21 protein-coding genes are annotated in these 25,173 nt (G+C 72.3%); 12 read left to right on the forward strand and 9 right to left on the reverse strand.

Annotated elements, in window-relative coordinates; genetic code table 11:
- Positions 1 to 19: 19 nt before the first annotated feature.
- Complete coding sequence (gene ligD / locus ACIPSE_RS25825; RefSeq protein WP_401666430.1) at positions 20 to 1,030, forward strand: non-homologous end-joining DNA ligase; 1,011 nt, start codon at positions 20 to 22, stop codon at positions 1,028 to 1,030.
- Positions 1,031 to 1,061: 31 nt separating this feature from the next.
- Here ligD and ACIPSE_RS25830 read toward each other — a convergent pair whose 3' ends face one another.
- Positions 1,062 to 3,215, reverse strand: coding sequence for an OmpL47-type beta-barrel domain-containing protein (locus ACIPSE_RS25830; protein WP_401667238.1), 2,154 nt, complete (start codon positions 3,213 to 3,215; stop codon positions 1,062 to 1,064).
- 68 nt (positions 3,216 to 3,283) lie between these two features.
- On the reverse strand, positions 3,284 to 5,764 hold the full coding sequence (locus ACIPSE_RS25835; protein WP_401666433.1) for a ThuA domain-containing protein: 2,481 nt from the start codon (positions 5,762 to 5,764) through the stop codon (positions 3,284 to 3,286).
- Between the two features lie 272 nt (positions 5,765 to 6,036).
- Between ACIPSE_RS25835 and ACIPSE_RS25840 the strand changes: the two genes are divergently transcribed.
- From ACIPSE_RS25840 to ACIPSE_RS25850, 3 genes are all read left to right on the forward strand, one after another.
- On the forward strand, positions 6,037 to 7,023 hold the full coding sequence (locus tag ACIPSE_RS25840; protein WP_401667241.1) for a multicopper oxidase domain-containing protein: 987 nt from the start codon (positions 6,037 to 6,039) through the stop codon (positions 7,021 to 7,023).
- Positions 7,024 to 7,072: 49 nt separating this feature from the next.
- Positions 7,073 to 7,417: a hypothetical protein gene (locus ACIPSE_RS25845; protein ID WP_401666435.1), complete on the forward strand. Its 345-nt coding sequence runs from the start codon at positions 7,073 to 7,075 to the stop codon at positions 7,415 to 7,417.
- A gap of 448 nt (positions 7,418 to 7,865) precedes the next feature.
- A complete protein-coding gene (locus ACIPSE_RS25850; protein WP_401666438.1) occupies positions 7,866 to 8,882 on the forward strand; it encodes a LacI family DNA-binding transcriptional regulator in 1,017 nt (338 codons plus the stop codon).
- A 57-nt stretch (positions 8,883 to 8,939) separates the two neighbouring features.
- Here the strand turns inward: ACIPSE_RS25850 and ACIPSE_RS25855 are convergent, their stop codons facing one another.
- The gene (locus ACIPSE_RS25855) at positions 8,940 to 9,734 is read right to left on the reverse strand and encodes a VOC family protein (RefSeq protein ID WP_401666441.1); all 795 of its coding nucleotides are present in this window, start codon (positions 9,732 to 9,734) and stop codon (positions 8,940 to 8,942) included.
- Positions 9,735 to 9,981: 247 nt separating this feature from the next.
- On the opposite strand from ACIPSE_RS25855, the gene ACIPSE_RS25860 reads away from it, so the two are divergent.
- Positions 9,982 to 10,227, forward strand: coding sequence for a WhiB family transcriptional regulator (locus ACIPSE_RS25860; RefSeq protein ID WP_401666443.1), 246 nt, complete (start codon positions 9,982 to 9,984; stop codon positions 10,225 to 10,227).
- A gap of 101 nt (positions 10,228 to 10,328) precedes the next feature.
- Here ACIPSE_RS25860 and ACIPSE_RS25865 read toward each other — a convergent pair whose 3' ends face one another.
- The 4 genes from ACIPSE_RS25865 to ACIPSE_RS25880 all read right to left on the reverse strand — a co-directional run bounded on the left by ACIPSE_RS25865 (position 10,329) and on the right by ACIPSE_RS25880 (position 16,648).
- Positions 10,329 to 12,800, reverse strand: coding sequence for a hypothetical protein (locus ACIPSE_RS25865; RefSeq protein WP_401666445.1), 2,472 nt, complete (start codon positions 12,798 to 12,800; stop codon positions 10,329 to 10,331).
- 115 nt (positions 12,801 to 12,915) lie between these two features.
- Positions 12,916 to 13,887: an acyl-ACP desaturase gene (locus ACIPSE_RS25870; RefSeq protein WP_401666448.1), complete on the reverse strand. Its 972-nt coding sequence runs from the start codon at positions 13,885 to 13,887 to the stop codon at positions 12,916 to 12,918.
- A gap of 228 nt (positions 13,888 to 14,115) precedes the next feature.
- Positions 14,116 to 14,892: a dimethylargininase gene (gene ddaH, locus ACIPSE_RS25875; protein WP_401666451.1), complete on the reverse strand. Its 777-nt coding sequence runs from the start codon at positions 14,890 to 14,892 to the stop codon at positions 14,116 to 14,118.
- Between the two features lie 130 nt (positions 14,893 to 15,022).
- A complete protein-coding gene (locus tag ACIPSE_RS25880; protein ID WP_401666453.1) occupies positions 15,023 to 16,648 on the reverse strand; it encodes an ABC-F family ATP-binding cassette domain-containing protein in 1,626 nt (541 codons plus the stop codon).
- Between the two features lie 377 nt (positions 16,649 to 17,025).
- Here ACIPSE_RS25880 and ACIPSE_RS25885 point away from each other — a divergent pair, with 377 nt between their 5' ends.
- The gene (locus tag ACIPSE_RS25885) at positions 17,026 to 17,661 is read left to right on the forward strand and encodes a GPP34 family phosphoprotein (protein WP_401666456.1); all 636 of its coding nucleotides are present in this window, start codon (positions 17,026 to 17,028) and stop codon (positions 17,659 to 17,661) included.
- A 73-nt stretch (positions 17,662 to 17,734) separates the two neighbouring features.
- The gene (locus ACIPSE_RS25890) at positions 17,735 to 18,586 is read left to right on the forward strand and encodes an isocitrate lyase/phosphoenolpyruvate mutase family protein (RefSeq protein ID WP_401666459.1); all 852 of its coding nucleotides are present in this window, start codon (positions 17,735 to 17,737) and stop codon (positions 18,584 to 18,586) included.
- A 12-nt stretch (positions 18,587 to 18,598) separates the two neighbouring features.
- Here ACIPSE_RS25890 and ACIPSE_RS25895 read toward each other — a convergent pair whose 3' ends face one another.
- Entirely contained in the window at positions 18,599 to 19,015 is a 417-nt protein-coding gene (locus ACIPSE_RS25895) for an SsgA family sporulation/cell division regulator (RefSeq protein ID WP_401666461.1), read from the reverse strand.
- Between the two features lie 226 nt (positions 19,016 to 19,241).
- On the opposite strand from ACIPSE_RS25895, the gene ACIPSE_RS25900 reads away from it, so the two are divergent.
- From ACIPSE_RS25900 to mmpA, 3 genes are all read left to right on the forward strand, one after another.
- Complete coding sequence (locus ACIPSE_RS25900; protein ID WP_401666464.1) at positions 19,242 to 20,342, forward strand: WD40/YVTN/BNR-like repeat-containing protein; 1,101 nt, start codon at positions 19,242 to 19,244, stop codon at positions 20,340 to 20,342.
- A 37-nt stretch (positions 20,343 to 20,379) separates the two neighbouring features.
- Positions 20,380 to 21,099: an endonuclease V gene (locus ACIPSE_RS25905; RefSeq protein WP_401666466.1), complete on the forward strand. Its 720-nt coding sequence runs from the start codon at positions 20,380 to 20,382 to the stop codon at positions 21,097 to 21,099.
- Between the two features lie 125 nt (positions 21,100 to 21,224).
- Positions 21,225 to 21,401, forward strand: a complete 177-nt coding sequence (gene mmpA, locus ACIPSE_RS25910) for a morphogenic membrane protein MmpA (protein ID WP_401666469.1) — start codon at positions 21,225 to 21,227, stop codon at positions 21,399 to 21,401.
- Positions 21,402 to 21,431: 30 nt separating this feature from the next.
- On the opposite strand, the gene ACIPSE_RS25915 is transcribed toward mmpA, so the two are convergent.
- Positions 21,432 to 22,610, reverse strand: coding sequence for a saccharopine dehydrogenase family protein (locus ACIPSE_RS25915; protein WP_401666471.1), 1,179 nt, complete (start codon positions 22,608 to 22,610; stop codon positions 21,432 to 21,434).
- 263 nt (positions 22,611 to 22,873) lie between these two features.
- On the opposite strand from ACIPSE_RS25915, the gene ACIPSE_RS25920 reads away from it, so the two are divergent.
- On the forward strand, positions 22,874 to 24,019 hold the full coding sequence (locus ACIPSE_RS25920; RefSeq protein ID WP_401666474.1) for a CaiB/BaiF CoA transferase family protein: 1,146 nt from the start codon (positions 22,874 to 22,876) through the stop codon (positions 24,017 to 24,019).
- Complete coding sequence (locus tag ACIPSE_RS25925) at positions 24,016 to 25,158, forward strand: acyl-CoA dehydrogenase family protein (RefSeq protein WP_401666476.1); 1,143 nt, start codon at positions 24,016 to 24,018, stop codon at positions 25,156 to 25,158. Before ACIPSE_RS25920 ends, ACIPSE_RS25925 begins: the two co-directional genes overlap by 4 nt.
- Positions 25,159 to 25,173 lie beyond the last annotated feature (15 nt).

The raw sequence follows: 25,173 nt of genomic DNA on the forward strand, positions 1-25,173 counted from the left end.
TGCGCCTAACGTGGCTCGCATGGGCGATGCGGTGGAGCTGGAGGTGGGCGGACGGACCGTACGGCTGTCCAGCCCCGACAAGGTCTTCTTCCCGGAACGCGGATTCACCAAGCTCGACCTCGCCCGCTACTACCAGGCCGTCGCCCCCGGCATCCTGCGCGCCCTGCGCGACCGGCCCACCACCCTGGAGCGCTACCCGGACGGGGTCACCGGCGAGTCCTTCTTCCAGAAGCGCGCGCCGAAGAACATGCCCGACTGGATCCCCCGCGCCCACATCACCTTCCCCAGCGGGCGCAGCGCCGACGAGATGTGCCCGACCGAACAGGCCGCCGTCCTGTGGGCCGCCCAGTTCGGCACACTCACCTTCCACCCCTGGCCGGTCCGCCGCGACGACGTCGACCGCCCCGACGAACTGCGCGTCGACCTCGACCCGCAGCCCGGCACCGACTACGACGACGCCGTCCGTGCCGCCTTCGAACTCCGGGACGTCCTGGCGGAGTTCGGCGGTCTGCGCGGCTGGCCCAAGACGTCCGGCGGGCGCGGTCTGCATGTGTTCGTGCCGATCGAGCCGCTGTGGACCTTCACCCAGGTGCGGCGCGCGGCGATCGCGGTGGGCAGGGAGCTGGAACGCCGGATGCCGGACCGGGTGACCACCAAGTGGTGGAAGGAGGAACGCGGCGAGCGGATCTTCGTCGACTACAACCAGACCGCCCGGGACCGCACCATCGCCTCCGCCTACTCCGTACGGCCGCGCCCGCACGCCCCGGTCTCCGCGCCGCTGCGCTGGGAGGAGGTCGGCGAGGCGCACCCGCAGGACTTCGACCTCGCGACCATGCCCGCGCGCTTCGCCGAACTCGGCGACGTGCACGCGGACATGGACGAGCACGCGTTCTCCCTGGAGGCGCTGCTGGAGCTGGCCCGCCGGGACGAGCACGATCACGGGCTCGGTGATCTGCCGTACCCGCCCGAGTATCCGAAGATGCCGGGGGAACCCAAGCGGGTGCAGCCGAGCCGGGCCAGGAAGCCCTGAAAGGCGGCTCCTCGGCCCGGCCCGTCGCTGCCTACAGCCCCTTGATCCGGATGTCCCGGTACGAGACCACGTCCGTCGTGCCGTGCACCTGGAGTCCGATGTACCCGGAGGCGAACCGGCGGCCGTCCGTGCCGGGGTCGTCCGAGCGCGGCGGGGAGAAGTCCTGCCCGCCGGTGTTGTCGAACTCGTTGAGGAGCACGCCGTTGCGGTAGACCGAGTAGTGCTGGTCCACCACCCGGATCTCGTAGTCGTTCCACGTCCCCTTCTGGGTCACGCCCGCGCCGGCCAGGCCCACGCGGTCGAACCCGTAGATCGAACCCGTCTTGTAGAGGTCGCCGTCGGGCCGGTCCAGGACCTGCACCTCGTGCCCGTACTTGATGGCGACCCACTCCGGCCGCGACTCCTCCGGGTGGTCGTGGACCCACGGGAACCGCACGAACACACCGGAGTTGGCGTTCCCGGTGCCCGGCGCGTCGTCACGCCACTGAAGGCGCAGCGAGAAGTCGCCGTACTTGCGCTCGGGGAACCAGAGCATGCCCAGCCCGTCGCGCACGGTGCCCGAGGTGATCGAGCCGTCGGCGTTCAGGGCGAACGAACCTCCGCCCACCTGCTGCCACTTGGCGAACGAGTCGGCGCTCCCGTCGAGGATCGTGCGATAGCCCTCGGTCTGGCCGGGCGTGCCGATCCCGGACGCACGGGCCGCCTCGTCGATCGCGCCGTACTCACGGTCGTCGACCACGCCTTGTGTGTACAGCGTGTCGAGGACGGACTTCACGTGCTTGAGGAACAGCGCGTGGGACGTCCACTCCCGCTCGTCCTCGATCAACTCGTTGATCCGGCACCGGCTGTCGGTGAGCCGGTTGGGGACCCCCGAGTCGACCGTGCCGACGATCACCGTCAACCGCTCGTCGAACTCCGGGCAGTTCGGCGCCGGCACCTGGCTGGAGACCACCGTGAAGGTGACCGTGCGCGCGGCGGCCGTGTTGCCCGCCTTGTCGGTCGCGCGGTAGGCCAGCGTGTGGGTGCCCGCGCGGTCGACGACCACCGGCGCGGTGTACGCGAGGTAGGGGCCGCTGTCGATCGAGTACTCGATCCGGTCGACACCCGACCCGCCCTCGTCCGCCGCGCTCACCGTCACCCGCGCGTCACCGACGTAGGCACCGCTGGAGTTGCGCGTGCCCTCGACGGTCACCCCGGTCACCGGGGGAGTGGTGTCCGGGGCGGGGGTCGCGACGACGGTGAACGTGACGCTCTTGTCCGCCGCCACGTTGCCCGCCTTGTCGGTGGCCCGGTAGCGCACGGTGTGCGAGCCGAGCTGGTGCACCATCACCGGCCCGCTGTACGCGGTCCAGGCGCCGCCGTTCACCGCGTACTCGATGGTGTTGACCCCCGACCCGGTGTCGGAGGCCGTGACCGTCACCGTCGCCATGTCGAGGTAGGCGCCGTCCGCGTTCCGCTCCCCGCTCACCGTCGCCGAGGTCTCCGGCGCGGTGGTGTCGTCCGTGGGCGGCGCGACGACCGTGAAGGTGACGCTCTTCTCGGCGGAGACGTTGCCCGCCTTGTCGAGCGCCCGGTAGCGGATCTCGTGGTCGCCGACCTGGTCGACGACGACCGGGGCGGTGTACGGCAGCCACTCCTCGGAGTCGCCGACCGCGTACTGCACCGCGTCGATTCCCGACCCGCCGCTCTCGTCGGTGGCGCTGAGCGCGACGGACGCCGAACCGACGTACTGGCCCTGGGCGTTCCGGGTACCGGTCACCTGGGCGGACGCCGTGGGCGGGGTGGTGTCCTCGCCGGTGCCCTCGGTGACCACCAGGATGCCCTGCATCTGACCGTGGCCCGGGATCGTGCAGTGGTAGAAGTAGCGGCCCGGGGTGAGGGTCACCTCGGCGGTGTGCCGCCCGCCCATGTCGTCGTTCGGGTTGGCGAGAATGTTGAGTGAGACGTCGCTGTTGAACTCGGGGTCGCTCGTCACGAACGTCAACGTGTGCGGCATCCCCATGGTGTTGCCGGTCGCCTCGCTGTTCTCGAAGACGATCGTCGCCTGTCCCGCCACGGCCGTCGTCGGCGCCGACACGTACTTCGTGATGTCGTCGCCGGCCGTCCAGGTCAGCGTCTGGGCCGCCGCCGCGGGCTCCGCGGGCTGCTGCGCCGAGACGGGCGCCGCCTGGAGCCCGAGCATCATCAGCACGGCGGCCAGCAGCGCCGTGAGAGCTCTTCGCCGCCAGGTGAGTTGCCGGGTGATCCGCCGTTTCACCGCACCGCCCCTCTCGCGAGCCGGTCGGCGGCCGGGGTCGGCCCGCCGCCGGTGTAAGTGACCCGCCACAGCGCCGACTTGGCGTCCGAGGTGAAGAACCCCCGGCCGTAGTCGAGGACGTACAGCGAGCCGTCCGGGCCGAACTTCCAGTCCATGAGGTTCTTGATGCCGTCGTTGCCGACCGGGATGATCTTCTTGAGCGACTCGGAGTGCACCGGCAGTCCGCCGTCGCCGTGCGTCCTCGGATCGGTGATGACCGCGTTGCGCGGCTGGTCACCGTCGTAGAAGTCGCCGACGAACCACTTGCCGTCCCAGTACGAGGGCCACTTCACCGCGCTCGTGCTCGCGGCGTCGTACCGGTACACGGGACCGTTCATCGCGGCCTGTCCGCCGCCCTTGAGCCACGGCAGCAGATAGGTGGACTGCGACTGCTGGTAGGAAGGGACGCCGTTCGCGTCGCGCGGGAAGTCCGGTGCGCCGCCCTGGGGCGAGTACCAGATGTTGTTCCCGGTGACCGGCGGCAGGTTGACCAGCCCGTCGTTGTTCGGGGACTCGTTCTTCGGGTGGGCGCAGTCGTACCAGCCCAGCGGTTTCGTCGGGTCGGGCAGGTTGCGGTCCCGGTAGGGCTGCTTGTTGCCCATGCAGTACGGCCAGCCCCGGTTGCTCGCCTTGGTGATGACGGCGAACGAGTCGTACTTCGCCGGACCCCAGGTCGTCGACGGCGCCGAGGCGTCGGGGCCGACCCAGCCCGCGTAGAGGATGTCGGTCGTCCGGTCGACGAAGATCCGGGCCGGGTTCCTGACGCCCATCACATAGATCTCGCCGCGGGTCTTGCCGCCGCCCTCGTCGGTCTCCTGCCCGGTGAACAGGTTGCCCGTCGGCAGGGTGTACGTGCCGTCCGGCTCCGGATGGATCCGCAGGATCTTGCCGTTGAGGTTGTTGGTGTTGCCCGCGGTGCGGCGCGCGTCGGCGAAGGACACGCCCTTGTAGTTCGGCACCGGGTTGTTGCCCGAGTAACCGTCGCTGAACTGGCTGGAGTTGTTGTCACCGGTCGCGATGTACAGGTTGCCCTTCGAGTCCCAGGACATCCCGCCGCCCGCGTGGCAGCAACTGTGCACCTGGACGGGCCACTTGAGCAGCACCTTCTCGCTGCCCAGGTCCAGCTTGTTCGTCGCGAGGTCGAGGGTGAAGCGGGAGACCCGCCGCTCGGCGATCCGCGTCTCGCGGTTCAGCCGGGAGTGCGGTGTGTAGTGCAGGTACACCCACCCGTTCTCCTCGAACCGCGGGTCGAGCTCGATGCCGAGCAGCCCCTCCTCGACCTTCACCAGCTCGTCGCCGCCGCCCTTGTTGCCGAACACGGTCAACGCGCCGGCCAGGGTGACCTTCTTGGTCGCCGGGTCGTAGACGTGGATCTCGCCCCTGCCCTTGCCGATGTCGGGGTCGTTCCAGTCGGTGACCACCGGCTGGGAGGAGTCGGCGCCGCCCCGGCCGATGTACAGCACCCGTCCGTCGGGCGCGGTGACCAGCCCGTGCGGTTCGCCGATCTGGTCGTTCTGCCCCGGCTGGTTGGGCTGGGTCAGGCGCTCCGCCTTGTAGTTGCCGGTGATGGTCGCCTTGCAGTCGGCCCGCACCAGCCGGGTCGTCCACAGCAGGGCGCCGCGCAGATGCGCGCGGAAGTCGGTCTCGTCGTACGACGACGCCGTGCCGCCCATCCCGGTGTAGAAGGACCGGCCGCCGTCGTAGTCACGGCACCAACTGACGGGGTGGTCCCAGCCGTTGGCCGTCGCGCCGGGCTGGTAGGTGCTCTCCCGGACGCGGGCGACGGTGTGGACCGCGCCGGAGGGGTTCTTCGTCCAGTTGAACCACTGGTCGGGCCGCTTCCACTGCACCGGCAGGTCCTTCGTCGCCGGATGCTGCCGGTCGCCGACCTCGACGGTCGCCCGCTGCACGGCCGTCGGGCTCGACGCCGCCGGACGGGCGCCGATGAGCCCGGTGAACCAGTCGGAGTACGGCTCCGCGCGGGCCGCGTCATGGATGCCGACGAACCCGCCGCCCGCCTCCATGTAGGCCTCCAGGCCCGCCTCCTGCTCCGGGTCGAGGACGTCCCCGCCGCCGGTCAGGAAGGCGACGGCGTTGTAACTCCCGAGCGCCGCCTCGTCGGTGAAGACCCGGGCGTCGTCGGTGGCCTCCGTCTCGAACCGCTGCCCGGCCGGGCCGGAGAGCCCGATCCCCTCGATGGCCTCGATGGCCGCGTTCACGACCGGCGACTCCTCGCCGGACGCGGCGGAACCGTAGAAGAGCAGCACCCGTACACTCGCGCCGCCGGGCGGCGACTTGATGGACATCGTTGTCAGTGGTGGTTCGGGGGCCGGTCGGGCGTGTGCGGCGGGGCCGGACAGCAGCCCGGCGACCACGGCTCCGACGGCGATCCCCGTCGCGCAGACGCGTCTTCTCGCGCTCAACCCTCGTAAGTGCATGGGCACCTCCTCGGTCACAGCAACAGCGCGTTGGAAGCTAGACCTCTTTGCTCAACTCGCCAATAGCTATGACCGAGTTGGCGCCAACTTTGTCCTGGGTGTGGATAAACGGCGGAAGGGCCGCTACCGTCTCACAGGTTCATCACAGGTACGTCCGAGTCGCACCCCTCGCGATTCGGATCCCGTGCGACGCAGATCCCGTGCGATTCAGATCCCTCGCGAGTCATGTCCCTTACCAGGGTGGGGAGTTCCGCATGCCCGGCATGAACAGACTGGACCGACGCGGCTTCAACCGCCGGATGCTGCTCGGCGGTGCGGCCGTCGTGGGCGCCGGGGCCACCGCGACATCGTTGTCCCTTGCTCCGGAGACCGCGAACGCCGCCGCGTCCGCCGCGGCGGCGCCACCGGGCGGCCAGGTCCGCCACCTCAAGCTGTACGCGGAGAAACTCGCCGACGGGCAGCTGGGCTACGGCTTCGAGAAGGGCAAGGCCACCGTCCCCGGCCCGCTCATCGAGCTCACCGAGGGCGACACCCTCCACATCGAGTTCGAGAACACCCTGGACGTCAGGGCGAGCCTGCACGTCCACGGCCTGGACTACGAGACCTCCAGCGACGGCACCGCGCTGAACCACAGCGACGTCGAGCCGGGCGGCACCCGCACCTACACCTGGCGCACCCATGTCCCGGGCCGCCGCGCCGACGGCACCTGGCGCTCCGGCAGCGCGGGCTACTGGCACTACCACGACCACGTGGTGGGCACCGAGCACGGCACCGGCGGCATCCGCAAGGGCCTCTACGGGCCGGTGATCGTGCGCCGCAAGGGCGACATCCTGCCCGACCGGACGTACACGATCGTCTTCAACGACATGCTCATCAACAACCGGCCGGCGCACTCCGGGCCCGACTTCGAGGCGACCGTCGGGGACCGCGTCGAGTTCGTGATGATCACGCACGGCGAGTACTACCACACCTTCCACCTGCACGGTCATCGCTGGGCCGACAACCGCACCGGCATGCTCACCGGCCCCGACGACCCCAGTCAGGTCATCGACAACAAGATCGTGGGCCCCGCCGACTCCTTCGGCTTCCAGGTCATCGCGGGGGAGGGCGTCGGGGCGGGCGCGTGGATGTACCACTGCCATGTCCAGAGCCACTCCGACATGGGCATGGTCGGCCTGTTCCTGGTGAAGCGCGCCGACGGCACGATCCCCGGCTACGAGCCCCACGAGCACGCACAGGAGCACGCCCACGCACACTGACGGATCATGGGCGGGCGACCTGCCGCTCACCCGTACCGACCTCGAAGCCGTGCTGGACCCGGCCGTCTGCGTCGACGCCCTGCGGGACGGGTTCCGCGACGCGGACGGCGCGGCGGTGGCCGGGCGACGCGTCCTGACCGCCCTGCCGTTCCCCGGAACGGCGACCGCCCTGATCCCCGGCCCGCTGCCCGGCGTCGAGACGTACACCGTGAAGGTCGACGCCAAGTTCCCGGGCGTGCGGCCCGCGTTGCGCGGGGTGGTCTGTCCGCACAGTGGCCGGGACGGCGAGTTGCCGGCCCTCCTCGACTCCGCGACCGTCACAGCCTGGTGGACGGGGCTCGCCGTCGCGCTGGGCACCCCGAACTCGCCTCCCCGGGCGGCACGCCCGGCGTGATCGGGGCGGGCGCGCAGACCGAACCGCTGGTGCGCGGGCTCGCCGCCCTGCGGGGCGCCCCCGGCGACCTGGTCGTCCACGACACGGACGCCGGACGCGCCACCGGGTTCGCCGAGCGCCACGGCCGGCGGGTCCTGCCGTCGCCACGCGAGGTCGCCGACGCGGCCGGCACCGTCCTTCCGGCCACCTGGTCCCGCGCACCCGGGGCGGACCGGCGCCGGGCGGCGGACCGTGTACGCGCCGGTGGGGCTGCCGTGGCAGGGCCTGGTGCCGGCGTGGACGGCGTACGGGCGGGCCCGGCGGGACGGGATCGGACGGGACGTGGACCTGCCGGCGTGAGGCGGGCTGCGCCGGGAGGGCTCCACCCCCCCGAGAGAGCGCTCTCATCCCGTGCCCGGTCACGGGTCCCCCGGGGATATCCTGGGCCGCAACCACGAGGGGGGCCTTAGTGACCGAGACAGCGCCACGTCCCACACTGGAGGCCGTGGCCGCGCGCGCCGGGGTCTCACGGGCCACCGTGTCCCGGGTGGTGAACGGCGGGGACGGAGTGCGCGAGACGCTCGTCGAGCGGGTCAGGCGAGCCGTCGAGGAGCTCGGATACGTGCCCAACCAGGCGGCCCGCAGCCTGGTGACCCGGCGCCACGACGCGATCGCCGTCGTCGTCGCGGAACCCGAGACACGCGTCTTCGCCGACCCCTTCTTCGCGCTCCAGCTGCGCGGCATCAGCAAGGAGCTGACCGCCCACGACAACCAGCTCGTGCTGCTGCTCACCGAGGGCCGTGACGACCACGCCCGGGTCGGCCGCTATCTCGCCGGCGGCCATGTCGACGGGGCGCTGGTGTTCTCGCTGCACCTGGACGACCCGCTGCCCGGACTCATCCAACGGGCCGGTGTCCCGACCGTGTTCGGCGGCCGGCCGGGCTGGAACGGCGCCGCCGCAGGCGACGAGACCGTGTACGTCGACAGCGACAACCGGGGCGGCGCCCGGGACGCCGTACGGCATCTCGTGGGCCTCGGGCGCCGCCATGTCGTCCATATCGCGGGCCCCCTGGACCAGACGTCGGCCGTGGACCGGCTGGAGGGCTTCCGGGACGTGTGCGGGGACGTCGACGCGCGGTACGTCGCCGAAGGGGACTTCACCCCGGGCGGCGGGGAGCGGGCGATGCGCACGCTCCTCGACCGGTGCCCGGAGCTGGACGCCGTGTTCGCCGCGAACGACCTGATGGCCTCCGGGGCCCTGCGGGTGCTGCGCGAGCGCGGGCTGAGGGTGCCGGACGACGTCGCCGTCATCGGCTTCGACGACATGCTGCCGGTCGCCGAACAGACCGATCCGCCGCTGACCACCATCCGGCAGGACATCGAGGAGATGGGCCGCCTGATGGCCCGCCGCCTGCTGGAGGGAGCGGAGGCGGCGCCTTTCGGGGTCGTCCTGCCCACGACACTGGTACGACGGGCGTCGGCGTAGGTCCCGTCCGGCGGGTCGTGCCGGCAGGACCGGGCAGGAGCCTCCGCGCGGGCGGTGTCAGGTCTGCGGGGCCTCGCTCCTGATCACCGCGAACCGGGCGCCGTAGGGGTCGGCCAGCTTGGCGACGCGGCCGACGCCCGGCAGGTCGGTCGCGGGCAGCCGGATCTCGCCGCCCAGCGCCCGGGCCCTGTCGACCACCGCGTCCGTGTCGGTGACCTCGATGTACGGCAGCCAGTACGGGGCGCCCGCCGCCTCCAGCGGGTCGTCGGCGAAGGGGACGATCCCGCCGAACATGGCGTCCTCGGACTCCCCGGCCGGGTTCAGGGTCGTGTAGGTGCTGCCCGGTGCCATGTCCACGCCGAAGGTCTCCAGGCCGAGGATCTTGTTGTAGAACCAGGCCGCCATGGGCAGGTCCGCCGTGTACAGCTCGATCCAGCACAGCGAGCCGGGTTCCTGGACCACGTCCAGGCCCTTGAGCAGGCCGGGCTGCCAGACCCCGAAGGGCACACCGGCCTTGTCGCCGAGGATCGCCATCCGGCCCTGGTCCATCACGTCCATGGGCTGCATCAGCACCGACCCGTGGGCCTGCTCGGCGGCCTTCGCCGTGACGTCCGCGTCCTGTGTCCGGAAATACACCGTCCACGACGGCGGCCCGTCCTGCGCGCCCGTCTGCATTCCGCCGGCCACGGTCCGCCCGTCGAGCTGGAAGAAGCCGTAGCCGCCGGCCTCGGGCCCGCCCGGGAGGAAGGACCAGCCGAAGAGGCCGTTGTAGAAGGAGGTGGCGCCGTCGATGTCGGGGGTACCGAGATCGATCCAGTTGGGAGCACCGGTGACATAGCGGGTGGTGAGCATCTTCGCTCCTTCGCGGGGTCCCGTTCTCTGCACTGACGAGTCTCGCACCGCCCACTGACAATCGCCCCTGTTCACCGCCCGCCCGTGCGCACCGCCCGCCCGAGTTCGGCGAACGTCCGGACCGTTCCGCGCGCCGCCGTGCGCACGAGGACGCCCCCGAGGACCATCGGTGGGGCCGGAGGCCCGCGAACGGCCCGTTGATCCGGCGTTGATCGAACGTTTTTCGAGTCCGTGCACGATGCTGCACATGCTCATCGATACGACCACCCCGTCCGGCCTCGACTGGCAGGACGAGGCGTTGTGCGCCCAGACCGGCGGCGACTTCTTCTTTCCCGAACCGGGCAGCTCCGTCCGCGAGGCGAAGCAGATCTGCGGCCTGTGCCCGATCCGCTCCGCCTGCCTGGAGTTCGCCCTCGACAACGACGAGCGCTTCGGCGTCTGGGGCGGCCTGTCGGAGAAGGAACGCCTCGCCATCCGGCGCGCACCCCGCTGACCGACCACCGTCCGTAACGCCACGATCCCCGGCACCACGGTCCCCGACGCCACCGTCGTGGCCCCGGTGCGGGTGCCCCGGACGCCGCCGACCGCGCCCGGTCATCCGTAGGTCACACCGAACCGTTCCGTCCCCGCCGGCACCCGCACGTCCCGGCCGCTCCACACCAGCTCCCGGCCCCCGGCGTCGGCCGAGCGCACCTCGCCGAAGCAGCACGGATAGACGAACCGCACCCCCTCCGGCGCCTCGGTGATCTCCACCGTGACCCGCCGCGCGCGCGGATCGTGGGCGAGGCGGTAGCCGAACGGCGAGCCGAACAGCGTCGGTGCCGCGTCCACGCCCACCTCCTCCCCGCCCGGCACCCAGTGCGGACGCACCCCGGGCGCGAGGTACAGATGCGGATCGCGGTCCTCGTCGGCCTCGAAGAAGAGGATGTCGCGGATCAGCAGCAGATACTCGGCCGCCGCCCAGCCGTGCGGGATGTCGCCCATGTACCAGCGGCTGTAGGGCATGTCGCGGAAGCCGGACGCGATCGTGAACGCGTGCTGCTCGTTCCACGCGCCCAGCGCCACCGCGCGACCCGCCACCTCGGGGAAGCCCGCCTCCACGACCCAGCCGAGCAGCGCGTCCATGCGCCCCGGATCACCGGCGAGCAGATACGCGTGCGCCAACTGGAGGGTGAGGTAAGGCCCGTAGGCGTTCCAGGCCGCCTCGTGCCGGAAACCGCCGGTGACGAAGTGCGCGTACATCGTGTCGAGCGTGTGGCGGGCCGCGGCGTCGATGTCGTCGCCGAGCTTGCTGCCCATGTGCAGCCGCAGCGGATGGAAGTACGCCGCCGCGCCGATCATCGTCGAGTCGAGGCGCCCGACGTCGGCCGGCCCGGTCGGGATGAAGGTCTCCCACGCGCCGCGCCCGCGCTGCTCGCCCAGCACCCAGCGGATCGAGTCGCCCGTCGCCCGCTTCAGGTCGTCGAAGGCACCCCACAGCTCGGCGACCTCCTGGGCGCCGATCCGTTCGGCGAGACGGGCGGCCTCGTACAGGCCGGCCAGTGCCCAGAAGTCGTCCCAGTAGTGCGGCTTGTCGCGCTCGCCGAGGTGCTCGGCGCTCCAGCCGCTGTGCAGCAGGCCGTACCCGTCCCGGTTGTCGCGGATCCAGCGGGCCGCGTCCCGGACGTAGGGGACGTAGGCCCTGGCGCCGAACGCGGCGCGCGGGCCGCGCGTGCGGTCGAACCGGCCGATGGCCCACAGGGCCTGGCCGTTGCTGTCCCACTCGCGGTCGTCCTTCTCGTGCGGGCCGCCGTAGAAGCCGTACTCGGCGCACGGCCCGATCCGCCCGGTGCCGAGGTTGAAGCGCCGGGGGTAGTGCGTGCCCAACTGCCGTTCCGCGAGGGCCGTGTCGCCGACCAGCGAGCAGGCCGTCGCCTCCACGGAGGAGTCACGGATCCAGAAGGAGTCGTAGACCGTCGGGCCCGGATGGATCTCGCCGTGGTCGGAGAGCACCAGCAACTGCGAACGGGCCTGCCGGAACAGGTCGGTGAGATGGGCCACCGGGCGCGGCAGCCCGGGCTGGAGGCCCTGCCCGAGGAGCTTCGCCGTCCAGAAGTCCCGGTTGGCCCGCTCCAGTTCGGTGGTCGGCGTGCCCCTGAGCTCGGCGAGGTCGGCCGGGCCGGAGAACTCGCCGACGGGCAGCCGTACGTCGATCTCGAAGACCTCGTCCTCGGCCACCCGGAACGGCCACGCGAACACCGCGCTGCACATCCCGGCGACCTGGTCCCGGGCCTCCCGCGCCCCGCTCAGCTTGCCGCCCTCGACGAGGTCGTGGAAGGCGCTGCGGGTGAGGTAGGTGTCCGGGTCGAGGGAGAAGTCGTCGTTGCCGTACACGCCGTACTGCTCGGGCGCGGTGTCGAAGACCGGGCCCCAGCCGGAGTCGGTCTCCACCCGCCGTTCGTCCGGCAGGTGGCGCAGGAACGTCAGGCGCCGGTCGGCGGAGGTCCGCCCGCCCTGGCCGTGCCGCTGGAAGCCGGTCGGTCCGGCGGGCAGCACCGCCGCGCACAGCAGCCCCTCACGGGGGCGCCCGGTGGGGCTGCCGACGGTCACCCGGCTGACGACCAGGTCCCGCCCGGCCGCGCCGACCGTGGTGGCGAAGGTTCGCTGGACGAACTCCACGTCGTCCGGCGTGCGGAACGTCGTCAGGACGACCGGCAGATGCGGGGCCTCCATGCGCTGCTCCAGCCGCCCCGCGCCGGGGAGTTGGGGCAGGTACGGGGTGCCCGTCGCCGGGTCGTGCAGGAAGAAGCAGAGGCTGTACCGGTCGTAGACGGGCTCGATCTCGCCTGCCTGGCCGATCAGGGACTCCTGACGGTGGTCCTTGACGCCGACCATGTGCCAGTACCGGTACAGGGCGTTGGAGGCGAAAGCCGCCTCCTTGGAGTCGTACGTGCCGGAGTCGTAGTCGTCGCTCCAGCGGCGGAAGGCCTGCTGCGCCCACCAGGGCACGGGATACGGGATACGGTCCCGGCCCGCCCAGCCGCGCCACATGACCTCGTAGAACATCCACTCATGGGTCCGGGCCATGGAGTTCACCCCCTGCGGGCACCGTTGCACCGCAGGGGGCGGACGTAAATCGCCGGAACAGGCCGGAACAGGACGGAGGCCCGCCCTCCGCTCACGGAGTCCCGGTTCCGGGTGGTCAGCCGGCGCGGGCCGCCATGCGCGCCTTGCGGGCCGCGAGCTTCTCGTCGAACTTCGACGCCTCGGTGTCCAGGCCGTTCATGTACAGGCCGAGTTCCTCCTGCGCCTTGAGGCCCTCCGGACCGAGACCGTCGATGTCCAGCACCTTCAGGTAGCGCAGGACGGGCTGGATGACGTCGTCGTGGTGGATGCGCATGTTGTAGATCTCGCCGATCGCCATCTGCGCGGCGGCGCGCTCGAAGCCGGGCATGCCGTGGCCGGGCATCCGGAAGTTCACGATCACGTCGCGCACCGCCTGCATCGTCAGGTCCGGGGCGAGTTCGAACGCGGCCTTCAGCAGGTTGCGGTAGAAGACCATGTGCAGGTTCTCGTCGGTCGCGATGCGCGCCAGCATGCGGTCGCAGACCGGGTCGCCCGACTGGTGACCGGTGTTGCGGTGCGAGACGCGGGTGGCCAGCTCCTGGAAGGAGACGTAGGCCACCGAGTGCAGCATCGAGTGCCGGTTGTCCGACTCGAAGCCCTCGCTCATGTGGGCCATCCGGAACTGCTCCAGCTTGTCCGGGTCGACCGCGCGCGAGGCGAGCAGGTAGTCGCGCATCACGATGCCGTGGCGGCCCTCCTCGGCGGTCCAGCGGTGCACCCAGGTGCCCCAGGCGCCGTCCCGGCCGAAGAGGGAGGCGATCTCGTGGTGGTAGCTGGGGAGGTTGTCCTCGGTGAGGAGGTTCACGACCAGGGCGATCCGGCCGATCTCGGTGACCTTGGACTGCTCCTTGTCCCAGGCCTCGCCGTCCTCGAAGAAGCCGGGGAAGTTGCGGCCGTCGCTCCAGGGCACGTACTCGTGCGGCATCCAGTCCTTGGTGACCTTCAGATGCCGGTTGAGCTCCGTCTCGACGACTTCCTCCAGCGCGTACAGCAGCTTGGCGTCGGTCCAGACGGCAGGGCTGCCGAGATGAGGGGAGGCGATCGTCACGGGAACTCCAGGGGGACGCACGACACGAGGAACGCGACCGGCGAGCGGTGCCGGAACTTACGGGATCGTAGGCTACGAGACCGTAGGTTACGAAGCCGTAGGTTAAGAACGGTGTAAAGATCCCTGATCAGACCCTGTCGACCAGCGATCCTCCAGCGATCTTCGAGCCTCGAAAAAAGCCCCGGGACCCGCAGGTCCCAGGGCTGAACGGGTGATCGGATCACCCGGTCAGGCGTACAGCTCCCGGACCCGGACCGAGAGGCACGTCACACATCCTTCGAGCTTCTCGAACTCGCCGATGTCCACGACGACCGGGTCGTGACCGAGATCGGCGAGCAGCTCCGCCGTCTTGGGCGCGCTGGCCGCGATGAGCAGCTTGTGCCCCCCGAGCAGCACCACATGGCCCCCCGCCTCCTCCGGCACGCTCAGGAAGCGCGGGAACAGCGAAGGCCGGTCCACCTTCGGGATGTGCCCGATGACCGTTCCGTCGGGCAGCGCGGTCACCGCCGACTTCAGATGCAGCACCTTGCTCACCGGCACCGCGACCACCCGCGCCCCGAGCGGCTCGAAGGCGGCCCGCAGCTGCTGCACACCGGCCGCGTTGGTCCGTCCGCCCCGGCCGACGTAGATCGTGTCGCCGACCTTCAGGACGTCACCGCCGTCGAGCGTCCCGGGCTCCCAGACCCAGTTGACCGAGCAGCCCAGCGCCGCCACGGCCTCCTCGACCCCGGCGGTCTCCGCGCGCCGCGACTCGGCGCCGGGCCGGGTGATCAGCGCGACGTTGCGGTACATGACGACGGTGTCCTCGACGAACACGGAGTCCGGGCAGTCGTCGGCCGGGTCCACCTCGATGGTCTGCCAGTCGTGCGCGCGCAGGGCCTCCGCGTACGCCTCCCACTGCTCCAGGGCGAGATCGACGTCGACCTTGTCCCGCTGGACATGCGTGACCAGCCCTTCGGCGAGGCGCGGGCTGGGGCGGCGGATCAGGGCCTTCTTGCTGGGCACGAGGAACTCCGTATCGGCGGGACACTGGCGGCGCCCTCGGAGGGGGGCGCCGCCCAGCCATCATGCAGCGCGTGTCCAGCTCGGCAAAACCTTCGTTGTGAGGCTGTGCCCGTCCTGAGACGCACGCGCATTACTCACGGGTACGTCCGACCGCCTCCGCATCGGTCTCCCGCAGCGCGCCGTCCTCCATCAGCAGCCACCTGGTGATGCCGATCGACTCCAGGAACGGCAGGTCGTGACTGGCCACGACCAGCGCCCCCTCGTAGGACTCCAGCGCCGAGGTGAGCTGCCGGACCGACGCCAGGTCCAGGTTGTTCGTCGGCTCGTCCAGCATCAGCAGCTGCGGCGCGGGCTCGGCCAGCATCAGCGCGGCCAGCGCCGCCCGGAAGCGCTCGCCGCCGGAGAGCGTGTCCGTGCGCTGGTCGGCGCGGGCGCCCCGGAACAGGAAGCGGGCGAGCCGCGCCCGGACCCGGTTGTTGGTGGCGCCCGGCGCGAGCCGCGCCGCGTTCTCGGCGACGCTCAGCGCGCCGTCGAGCACGTCCAGGCGCTGCGGCAGGAAACGCAGCGGCACCTGCGCCCGCGCCTCGCCCGCCACCGGCTCCAGCTCCCCGGCGATCGTCCGCAGCAGTGTCGTCTTGCCCGAGCCGTTGCGCCCGATCAGCGCGACCCGCTCGGGCCCGCGCAGATCGAGGTTGCCCGCCCGCGCGCCGTGCGCGAGCTCCAGATCCAGCAGGGTCAGCACGCCCCGGCCCGGCGGCACGGCCGTGTACGGCAGGTCGACACGGATCTCGTCGTCGTCCCGCACCGCCTCCACCGCCTCGTCGAGCCGTTCCTTCGCGTCGGCGAGCCGCTCCTCGTGCAGGATGCGGTGCTTGCCCGCGGACTCCTGCGCCGCGCGCTTGCGCGCCCCCATGACGATCTTCGGCTCGCGCTTCTGGTCCCACATCTTCTGCCCGTAGCGCTTACGGGCGGCCAACTTGACCTGGGCGTCGACCAGTTCCCGCTTCTGCTTGCGGAAGTCCGCCTCGGCGGCCCTCACCATCCGCTCCGCGGCGTCCTGTTCGACGGCGAGGGCCTCCTCGTAGGCGGAGAAGTTCCCGCCGTACCAGGTGACCTCGCCCGCGTGCAGATCCGCGATCTGGTCGACCAGGTCGAGGAGTTCACGGTCGTGGCTGACGACGACCAGCACGCCCGGCCAGGACGCGACGGCCGCGCGGAGCCGGCGGCGCGCGTGCAGGTCGAGGTTGTTGGTCGGCTCGTCCAGGAGCAGCACGTCGGGGCGGCGCAGCAGCAGGGCGGCCAGCCGCAGCAGCACCGACTCGCCGCCGGACACCTCGCCGACGGTGCGGTCCAGGCCGATGTGACCGAGACCGAGCTCGCCGAGGGTGGCCAGCGCCCGTTCCTCCACGTCCCAGTCGTCGCCGATCGTCTCGAAGTGCTCCACGGCCACGTCGCCCGCCTCGATGGCGTGCAGCGCGGCCCGCCGCGCGGCGATGCCGAGCGCCTCGTCGACCCGCAGCGCGGTGTCCAGGGTGACGTTCTGCGGGAGGTAGCCCACCTCGCCCGCGACCCGGACGGCGCCGTCGGCCGGGGTGAGCTCACCGGCGACCAGCTTCAGCAGGGTCGACTTCCCCGACCCGTTGACGCCGACGAGCCCGGTGCGGCCGGGGCCGAAGGCGACGTCGAGGCCCTCGAAGACGGGGCTGCCGTCGGGCCAGCCGAAGAAGACGGAGGTACAAGTGATGGAGGTTGACATACGGGCCTCGCGGTTGCTCGGTGCGGTAAGGGGCAAACGCGTATCGAGAACACCTGCGACCGGAAGGGGAGGTCCTGGGGAGGGCGGGGCGGCATGGCAAGGGCCCCGCACCGGAGGACGGCTCGAACGCCGAGGTCGCACGCGGCGTACACACACCTCGGGTGTGCGACGCGGTGTCTCAGGACCTCAGACGAGCAACGTCCTTCTCCAATCGACGGCAACAGGACCGGTGTCCACGGTAGGAGGGGCTCCGGAGGCCGTCAATCGAATTAGGCGCCACCGTGGGAGAACCACCGACGGAGATCCGCGGTGGGACCACCACCGCGTCGGATCCACCGCGCGGGAACCGAAGCGAACCCCGACCCTGAGGAGGCCCCGTGCCCAACGGCCCGCTGTCGCTGCCGGCCCGGCTGTACCTGCTGTCCTGGGACCCCGCGAGCGGGGAGTCCGGCGCTCCGGCGCACCTGGTCCGCGCCGGTGCCCTCACCGAACTGGCCCAGCGCGGGCTCCTCGTGGACGACGACGGCATCGCCACCCCGGCGGACCTGGACTTCGGCACCGGGGACGCCGCCCTCGACGGGCTCCTTGAACTGGTGCGCGAGTCGCTGCCGCACCACTGGCGCGCGTGGGTGTCGCTGCACGCGCGCGTGACGCTCGACGCGGTGCGGGAGCAACTGGCCGCCGACGGCTATCTGCGCGCGGGCAAGCGGCGCGTGCTCGGGCTCTTCCCCAGCGTGGACTACACCCTGGAGCGGACCCGGGCCGTGGACGCGCTCCGGGAGGAGGCACGCCGGGTGCTGACCGGGCCGGTGCCGGCCGGTGACGTCCCCGAGCGGGACGCGGCGCTGGTCACCCTGGCCGCCGCGGCCGAGCTGCGCACCCTGGCGTCCCCCGAGGAGCGCGCACGGCACAAGGAGCGGCTGACGGGGCTGGCCGGGCGGAGCGGGCCGCGCCAGGCCATCGAGGGCGTCCTCACGGCGCTGTCGTCGCAGGCGGCGCCCACCGGCGCCTGACCCGTTCGCGCCGTCCCACGTCGACGTCGGATTCCTGCCAGCCCCGCCCCGGCCCCGCTGCTTGAGTGGAGCCATGACCCAGCAGACCTCCCCCGACCTCGGCGATCTCCGTGACCGCGCCCTCGCCTTCCGCGCCCTGCACGTCCCCGGCCGTCCGCTCGTCCTGCCGAACGCGTGGGACACCGCGAGCGCCCGGGTGATCGCCGACGCCGGTGCCGCCGCCGTGGCGACCACCAGTGCCGGGCTCGCCTGGGGCCTCGGCGCGGCGGACGGCGACCGGGTGGACCGGGACCGGGCGCTCGGCGTCGTCGCGGGCATCGCGGCGGCCGTGGACGTGCCCGTGAGCGCCGACGTCGAGAGCGGCTACGCGAAGGACCCCGAGGGGGTCGCGGACACGATCCGCGCGGTGCTCCACGCGGGTGCCGTCGGCGTCAACATCGAGGACGCGCTCTACGAGGAGGGCGCCGGACCGCTGCGGGACGTCACCGAGCAGTCCGAGCGGATCGCCGCCGCGCGGGAGGCCGCCGACGCGCTGGGCGTGCCCCTGTTCGTCAACGCCCGCATCGACACGTTCCTGCGGGGCGCCGGGGGAGTGGACCTCACCCTGGAGCGGGCCGCCGCGTACCGTGCCGCGGGTGCCGACGGGATCTTCGTCCCCGGGGCCACCGACCCGGGAACCGTGGAACTCCTCGCCGACGGCGTCGACGCGCCGCTGAACGTCATGGCCGGACCCGGCGCGCCGCCGGTCGCCGAACTGGCCGCGCTCGGCGTCGCCCGGGTCAGCGCGGGCGCGGGCATCCCCATGGCGGTGCACGCGCTGGTGCGGCGCGCCGCGCGGGAGCTGCTCGGCGCGGGCACGTACGCGTCGCTGGCCGACGGCTACGACTACGGCGAACTCAACGCCCTGATGGGCGGCGCCCGCTAGCCGGGGCCAGGATCAGGCCGCGTCCCGCATCAGCTCGGCCAGGTCGTGGTCGAGGTCGAGCTGGAGGTGTTCCAGGCCCATGGCCACCAGCTCGTCCGAGGCCCGCAGGAAGCGGCGCAGCTCGCCGGTGCGGACATGGATGACGGCGGTCCCCTCCGGGGCGTGGAACTCCAGGACGGTGCGCTCGTAGCCGTAGGGCCGCACCCGGACGTCCCCGTGCCCCTCGGGGCCCTCCAGGCCGGCGGCGAGGAGGTCGCGGGAGAACGTCCAGCAGACGTCCACACCCTCCAGGGTGGCCGGGGCCGGGAAGGTCATGCGCACCGCGAACGGATCGCACCGGTCGTAGTGCAGTACGGCGGGAATGCTCGGCATCCGCGGGGCCGCGGCGACGAGACGGGCCTCTACGGGCTGCTCGATGACGGTGGACAACACCTTGCTCCCTTGTGAGGGCTTGACCGGCCTCCCGGTGGAAGAGACCGCGCAATGGAAGAGACGACGGAACGGGCCGATCCGTGCACATGAATTCCGAGTGACCTCGGTCACCGTTTTCCATGCACGGGAGGGGCAGGACGGTTCCTCCGTGCCGCACCGGGCGCCTGGGGCGGGAGGTACACCGTCTGGACGGCCACGCGCGCGTGGGCTAGCTTCGCCCGCCATGAGGCGCTCGGGAACCACGCGACGGACCGGACGGACGACGAGAGGGGTGGCCGCGGGGGTGGCGTGCGCGGCGGCGCTGGCCGCGCTGACGGCCGCACCCGCGCGGGCGGAGGCCCGGCACCCGGCTCCGCACTGGGAGCTCAAGGACAGCGGCAGCCCGGACGTACGGTTCCGTGGCCTGTCCGCGGTGAGCCGCTCCACCGCCTGGGTCGCCGGCACCCAGGGCACCGTGCTGCGCACCACGGACGGCGGCGCGAGCTGGCGGAACGTCTCCCCGCCCGGGGCCGGCGACCTCCAGTTCCGGGACGTCGAGGCGTTCGACGCGCGCCGCGCCGTCGTCCTCGCGATCGGCGAGGGCGAGGCGTCCCGCGTCTACCGCACCGACGACGGCGGGGCCACCTGGACGGAGTCCTTCCGCAACACCGACCCCCGGGCCTTCTACGACTGCCTGACCTTCCTCGACCGCGGCCACGGCCTCGCGATGAGCGACCCGGTCGACGGGAGGTTCCGCATCCTGTCGACGAGCGACGGCGGCCGGTCCTGGAAGGTCCTGCCGAGTGACGGCATGCCGGCCGCGCTCGACGGCGAGGCCGGGTTCGCCGCGAGCGGCCAGTGCCTGGTCTCCTCCGGCCCGAAGGACGTCTGGCTCGCCACCGGCGGCGCCGCACGCGCGCGGGTGCTCCACTCCTCCGACCGGGGCCTGACCTGGACGGCCACCGACAGCCCGATCCCCGCGGGCGACCCGGCCAAGGGCGTCTTCGCGCTCGCCTTCCGCGACCGCACGCACGGGCTCGCCGTCGGCGGTGACTACCGCCCCGACCAGACGTCGCCGCGGGCGGGCGCCACGACCCGCGACGCGGGCCGCACCTGGCAGCCGTCCGCCACCCCGCCGCCCGCCTACCGCTCCGGCGTCGCCTGGCTCCCGCACAGCCGCACCGCCGCCCTCGCCGTGGGCCCCGCCGGCACCGACCTCACCACCGACGCGGGCCGCACCTGGCGCACCCTCGACACGGGCTCCTACGACACGGTCGACTGCACGCCGGACCTCAGCTGCTGGGCCTCGGGCGAGAAGGGGCGCGTGGCCCGGCTGGAACGCTGAGCCCGGCGGGTGCGGGAGTGCGTAGGCTCGCCCCATCATGACGACCGTACGCATTCCCGCGACCGAGGACGAAGCCCGTGCCGTGCAGGACGAGTTGCGCGCGCGGGTGATCCTGGACGAGCCGGGACCACCACCCGGGACCGGCCAGGTCACCGGCGTCGACGTGGCCTACGACGACGAGCGGGACGTGGTCGTGGCCGCCGCGGTCGTCCTGGACGCGGCGACCCTCGAAGTCCTCGACGAGGCGACGGCGGTGGGCCGCGTCACCTTCCCGTACGTCCCCGGCCTCCTCGCCTTCCGTGAGATCCCCACGGTCCTGGACGCGCTGTCCCGTCTCACGCGCCCGCCCGGCCTGATCGTCTGCGACGGCTACGGCCTCGCCCACCCCCGCCGCTTCGGCCTCGCCAGCCACCTCGGCGTCCTCACCGGCCTGCCCACGATCGGCGTCGCCAAGAACCCCTTCACCTTCACCTACGACGACCCCGCCACCCCGCGCGGCAGCGCCTCCCCGCTCCTCGCCGGCACCGAGGAGGTCGGCCGCGCCCTGCGTACCCGCACCGGCGTCAAGCCGGTCTTCGTCTCCGTCGGCCACCGCACGACCCTCGCCGACGCGTGCGCCCACACCCTCGCCCTGACCCCCGCCTACCGCCTCCCGGAAACGACCCGCCACGCGGACGCGCTGTGCCGCCGCGCACTGAAGGCGGCGACGGCCGTCACCGACCCGTCGGCCCAAGGCCCCGGAATGCCGGTGCCATGAGGCGTCGCGTCCCACGGAAGCCGCCGAGCCCGCCGAGGACCGGGTACCGGGTACCGGGTACCGAGTACATGATCTGAGTATCTGTACGGATGTGGCGCCCCGTCATGATCGGCAGGCTGTGGGGCATGACGACGCACCGCACGGCCACGCACCGCATGCCCCGCCGGCCCGACCCGAAGCCGCTCAGCGATCCGAACCGGCCGGTGGAGCGGGTCGTGATGGCAGGGCTGGTGCTCGGGGTGCTGGCGGGGGCCGGATGGATCGGCGGGATGATCTACACGGTCGTCACCTGGCCGTTCTGACGGCGGCCCGGCGGCCCGGCGGCGCCCGCGTCAGCGGCTGCCGGCCACCCGGAACACCAGGCCCGCGCGCCGCAGCCGTTCGATGAGCGCGTCGCCCATCGCGACCGCCGTGGTGACCTGGCCGGACGTCGGCGGGAGGTCGTCGAAGGCGAGGCACAGGGCCGACTCGGCGAACATCTTCGCCGTCTCGCCGTAGCCCGGGTCGCCCCCGGAGACCTCGGTGAAGACCTTGCGCCCGCCGCCCTCGCCGACGAACCGCACCGAGAACCAGCTCCTGGCCCGCTTCTGCTCGCTCGGCCCCTCGCCGGGCCGCACCCGGCCCGACAGCCAGCGCCGCGCGGGCGGCACCTGCGCCGCCGCGAACAGCGCGCCGACCGCGGCGACCCCGCCGAGCGCGACCGGCAGCCGGCGCACGGCCGCGTAGTGGCGGTAGCGGAAGTCGGGGCCGTAACGTTCCAGCGCCCGTGCCGAGCGGACCACGATCCGCGCGTCGATCGTCGGCAGCGGCAGCGCCCACGCGCCGATGTCCCCGACGAACCGCGGGGCCCCGTTCGGGGCCGTGGCCCGGCGTCCCATCAGACGCGGCTCGTGCCGCCCCCGGTCCCGCGCGGCGGCGAGCATCTGGCGCCCGCGCGCGAACTGGTTCAGCGCTGAGGCGAACGTGCCGCCGGAGAACATCGCGTCCGCCGTCACGTACCCGTCGACCGTGAGCGGCACCCCCTCGGGCAGCTGACGCACCGTGAAGTACGCGCCCAGGTCGTGCGGGACCGAGTCGAACCCGGCCGCGTGGACGATCCGCGCGCCGGTCTCCCGCGCGCGGGCGTCGTGCCGGACGTACATCAGGTCCACGAACTCCGGCTCACCGCACAGGTCGAGACAGTCCGTCCCGGCGTCCGCGCAGGCCACGACGAGTTCCTCGCCGTAGGTGACGTACGGGCCCACCGTCGTGGCCACCACGCGCGCCTGTCCGGCGAGCGCGCGCAGGGACGCGGGGTCGGCCACGTCCGCCGTGAGCACGCCGATCTCCTGGCCGCCCGGCAGCCGGTCCCGCAGCGCGCGCAGCCTCTCCTCGTCGCGCCCCGCGATCGCCCAGCGCAGCCCCTCGGGCGCGTGCGCGGCGAGGTACTCGGCGGTGAGCGCGCCCACGAAGCCGGTCGCTCCGAAGAGCACGATGTCGTACGGACGGTCCGTCCTGTTCAGCCTGCTCATGACACCCTTCGTACCGCACCGCGCGCCGTTGTCGGTGGCCGAGGCTAGCGTGAGGAACGCGGAGCCGGGCGGCGGGGTCGGCCGCGGGCGCCCGATGACCGCCCGGACGGGCCCCGCGGCGGAGCTGGACGCGCGCCGACTCCTCGGTACATTGGCTAAGCGCTTGCTCGTTCAGGGGTTGTGTCCGGCGGGGCTCGTTTCTAACATCACTGGTGTTACATCAGTTGTGTCACGCCGATGACGGCCGACGACATGGGGGCTGGATGACCACGGCAACGACGCCGCCCGGACAGGGTCCGCTCACGGGGGTGCGCGTGCTCGAACTGGCCGGGATCGGACCCGGCCCGTTCGCCGCGATGCTCCTGGCCGACCTGGGCGCCGACGTCGTCCGGGTGGACCGGCCCGGCGGCCCCGGGCTCGCGATCGACCCGGCGTACGACGTCACCAACCGCAACAAGCGCTCCGTGGTCGTCGACCTGAAGTCCGAGGACGGCCCCGCGCGTGTGCTCGATCTCGCCGCCCGAGCGGACATCCTCGTCGAGGGTTACCGCCCCGGCGTGGCCGAACGCCTCGGGGTCGGCCCCGACGCCTGCCACGCGCGCAACCCCCGGCTCGTCTACGGCCGGATGACCGGCTGGGGCCAGGACGGCCCCCTCGCCGCCCGCGCGGGCCACGACATCGCCTACATCGCCCTCACCGGCACCCTCGGCATGATCGGCACCCCGGACGCACCCCCGCCCGTCCCCGCCAACCTCCTCGGCGACTACGCGGGCGGCTCTCTCTACCTCGTCGTCGGCGTCCTCGCCGCGCTCCACCACGCGCGCGCGGGCGGCACCGGACAGGTCGTCGACGCCGCCATCGTCGACGGCACCTCCCACCTCGCCGCCATGATCCACGGCATGGCCGCCGCGGGCTCCTGGCAGGACCGGCGCGGCGCCAACCTCCTGGACGGCGGCTGCCCGTACTACGGCACCTACGAGACCGCCGACGGCCGGTACATGGCGGTGGGCGCCCTGGAACCGCAGTTCTACGACACGTTCGTACGCCTCCTCGGCGTCGAGGACCACGCCGACTCCCGCAAGGACTGGACCCGCTGGGGCGAGCTGCGCGAGGCCGTCGCCGCCCGCTTCAGGTCCCGCACCCGCGACGAGTGGACGGCCGTCTTCGACGGCACCGACGCCTGCGTGGCCCCCGTCCTGTCGCTCACCGAAGCCCCGCACCACCCCCACCTCGCCGCCCGCGGCACCTTCACCGACCACGGCGGCATCACCCAGCCCGCCCCCGCGCCCCGCTTCTCGGCGACCCCGACGACCGTACGGACCGGCCCCGCCCGGCCCGGCGCGGACACCGCCGAGGTGGCGCACGACTGGGACGTCCCCGACCTGACGAAAGGCCCCGACGCGCGATGAAGCGGCAGATCTTCGCCCCCGAGCACGACGCGTTCCGCGAGACCGTGCGCGCCTTCCTCGCCAAGGAGGTCCTGCCCCACTACGAGCAGTGGGAGAAGGACGGCATCGTCTCCCGCGACGCCTGGCGCGCGGCCGGCAAGCAGGGCCTGCTCGGCTTCGCCGTACCGGAGGAGTACGGCGGTGGCGGCAGCGCCGACTTCCGCTACTCGGCCGTCCTCGCCGAGGAGTTCACCCGCGCGGGCACCCCCGGACTCGCCCTGGGGCTGCACAACGACATCATCGGCCCCTACCTGACGGGCCTGGCGACCGAGGAGCAGAAGCGGCGCTGGCTGCCCGGCTTCTGCGACGGCACGCTCATCACCGCCATCGCCATGACCGAACCCGGCGCGGGCTCCGACCTCCAGGGCATCCGCACCCACGCCGAGGACCGCGGCGACCACTGGGTCCTCAACGGCTCCAAGACGTTCATCTCCAACGGCATCCTCGCCGACCTGGTGATCGTCGTCGCGAAGACCACCCCCGAGGGCGGCGCGCACGGGCTGTCCCTGCTCGTCGTGGAACGGGGCGCGGAGGGCTTCGAGCGCGGACGCAACCTCGACAAGATCGGCCAGAAGGCCCAGGACACCGCCGAGTTGTTCTTCCACGACGTCCGCGTGCCCAAGGAGAACCTCCTCGGCACCCTCGACGGCGCCTTCCTCCATCTGATGACCAACCTCGCCCAGGAGCGCCTGAGCATCGCCGTCGCCGCGATCGCCGCCGCCGAGCACCTCCTGGAGATCACCACCACGTACGTCAAGGAGCGCGAGGCCTTCGGCCGGCCGCTCGCCGCCAAGCAGCACATCCGTTTCGAGATCGCCGAGATGGCCACCGAGTGCGCCGTCACCCGCACCTTCCTGGACCGCTGCGTCGAGGAGCACGCGAACGGCGAACTCGACGCCGTCCACGCCTCCATGGCCAAGTGGTGGGCGACCGAACTCCAGAAGCGGGTCGCCGACCGCTGCCTCCAACTGCACGGGGGATACGGCTACATGAGCGAATATCCCGTCGCGAGGGCCTTCACCGACGGCCGTATCCAGACCATCTACGGCGGTACGACCGAGATCATGAAGGAGATCATCGGCCGTTCCCTGCTGGGCTGACCCGCCCCCGGCCCC

It is taken from the genome of Streptomyces sp. NPDC090106, assembly GCF_044747265.1.
Classification (GTDB): domain Bacteria; phylum Actinomycetota; class Actinomycetes; order Streptomycetales; family Streptomycetaceae; genus Streptomyces.

What these genes read in the sequence shown, in the direction of transcription:
- ACIPSE_RS25890 (WP_401666459.1), top strand. Translation starts at nt 17,735, where the DNA reads ATGACCCAGCAGACCTCCCCCGACCTCGGCGATCTCCGTGACCGCGCC.
- ACIPSE_RS25830 (WP_401667238.1), bottom strand. Translation starts at nt 3,215, where the DNA reads ATGATGCTCGGGCTCCAGGCGGCGCCCGTCTCGGCGCAGCAGCCCGCG.
- ACIPSE_RS25925 (WP_401666476.1), top strand. Translation starts at nt 24,016, where the DNA reads ATGAAGCGGCAGATCTTCGCCCCCGAGCACGACGCGTTCCGCGAGACC.
- ACIPSE_RS25860 (WP_401666443.1), top strand. Translation starts at nt 9,982, where the DNA reads ATGCTCATCGATACGACCACCCCGTCCGGCCTCGACTGGCAGGACGAG.
- mmpA (WP_401666469.1), top strand. Translation starts at nt 21,225, where the DNA reads ATGACGACGCACCGCACGGCCACGCACCGCATGCCCCGCCGGCCCGAC.
- ACIPSE_RS25865 (WP_401666445.1), bottom strand. Translation starts at nt 12,800, where the DNA reads ATGGCCCGGACCCATGAGTGGATGTTCTACGAGGTCATGTGGCGCGGC.
- ACIPSE_RS25855 (WP_401666441.1), bottom strand. Translation starts at nt 9,734, where the DNA reads ATGCTCACCACCCGCTATGTCACCGGTGCTCCCAACTGGATCGATCTC.
- ACIPSE_RS25900 (WP_401666464.1), top strand. Translation starts at nt 19,242, where the DNA reads ATGAGGCGCTCGGGAACCACGCGACGGACCGGACGGACGACGAGAGGG.
- ACIPSE_RS25920 (WP_401666474.1), top strand. Translation starts at nt 22,874, where the DNA reads ATGACCACGGCAACGACGCCGCCCGGACAGGGTCCGCTCACGGGGGTG.
- ACIPSE_RS25880 (WP_401666453.1), bottom strand. Translation starts at nt 16,648, where the DNA reads ATGTCAACCTCCATCACTTGTACCTCCGTCTTCTTCGGCTGGCCCGAC.
- ACIPSE_RS25905 (WP_401666466.1), top strand. Translation starts at nt 20,380, where the DNA reads ATGACGACCGTACGCATTCCCGCGACCGAGGACGAAGCCCGTGCCGTG.
- ACIPSE_RS25835 (WP_401666433.1), bottom strand. Translation starts at nt 5,764, where the DNA reads ATGCACTTACGAGGGTTGAGCGCGAGAAGACGCGTCTGCGCGACGGGG.
- ACIPSE_RS25915 (WP_401666471.1), bottom strand. Translation starts at nt 22,610, where the DNA reads ATGAGCAGGCTGAACAGGACGGACCGTCCGTACGACATCGTGCTCTTC.
- ligD (WP_401666430.1), top strand. Translation starts at nt 20, where the DNA reads ATGGGCGATGCGGTGGAGCTGGAGGTGGGCGGACGGACCGTACGGCTG.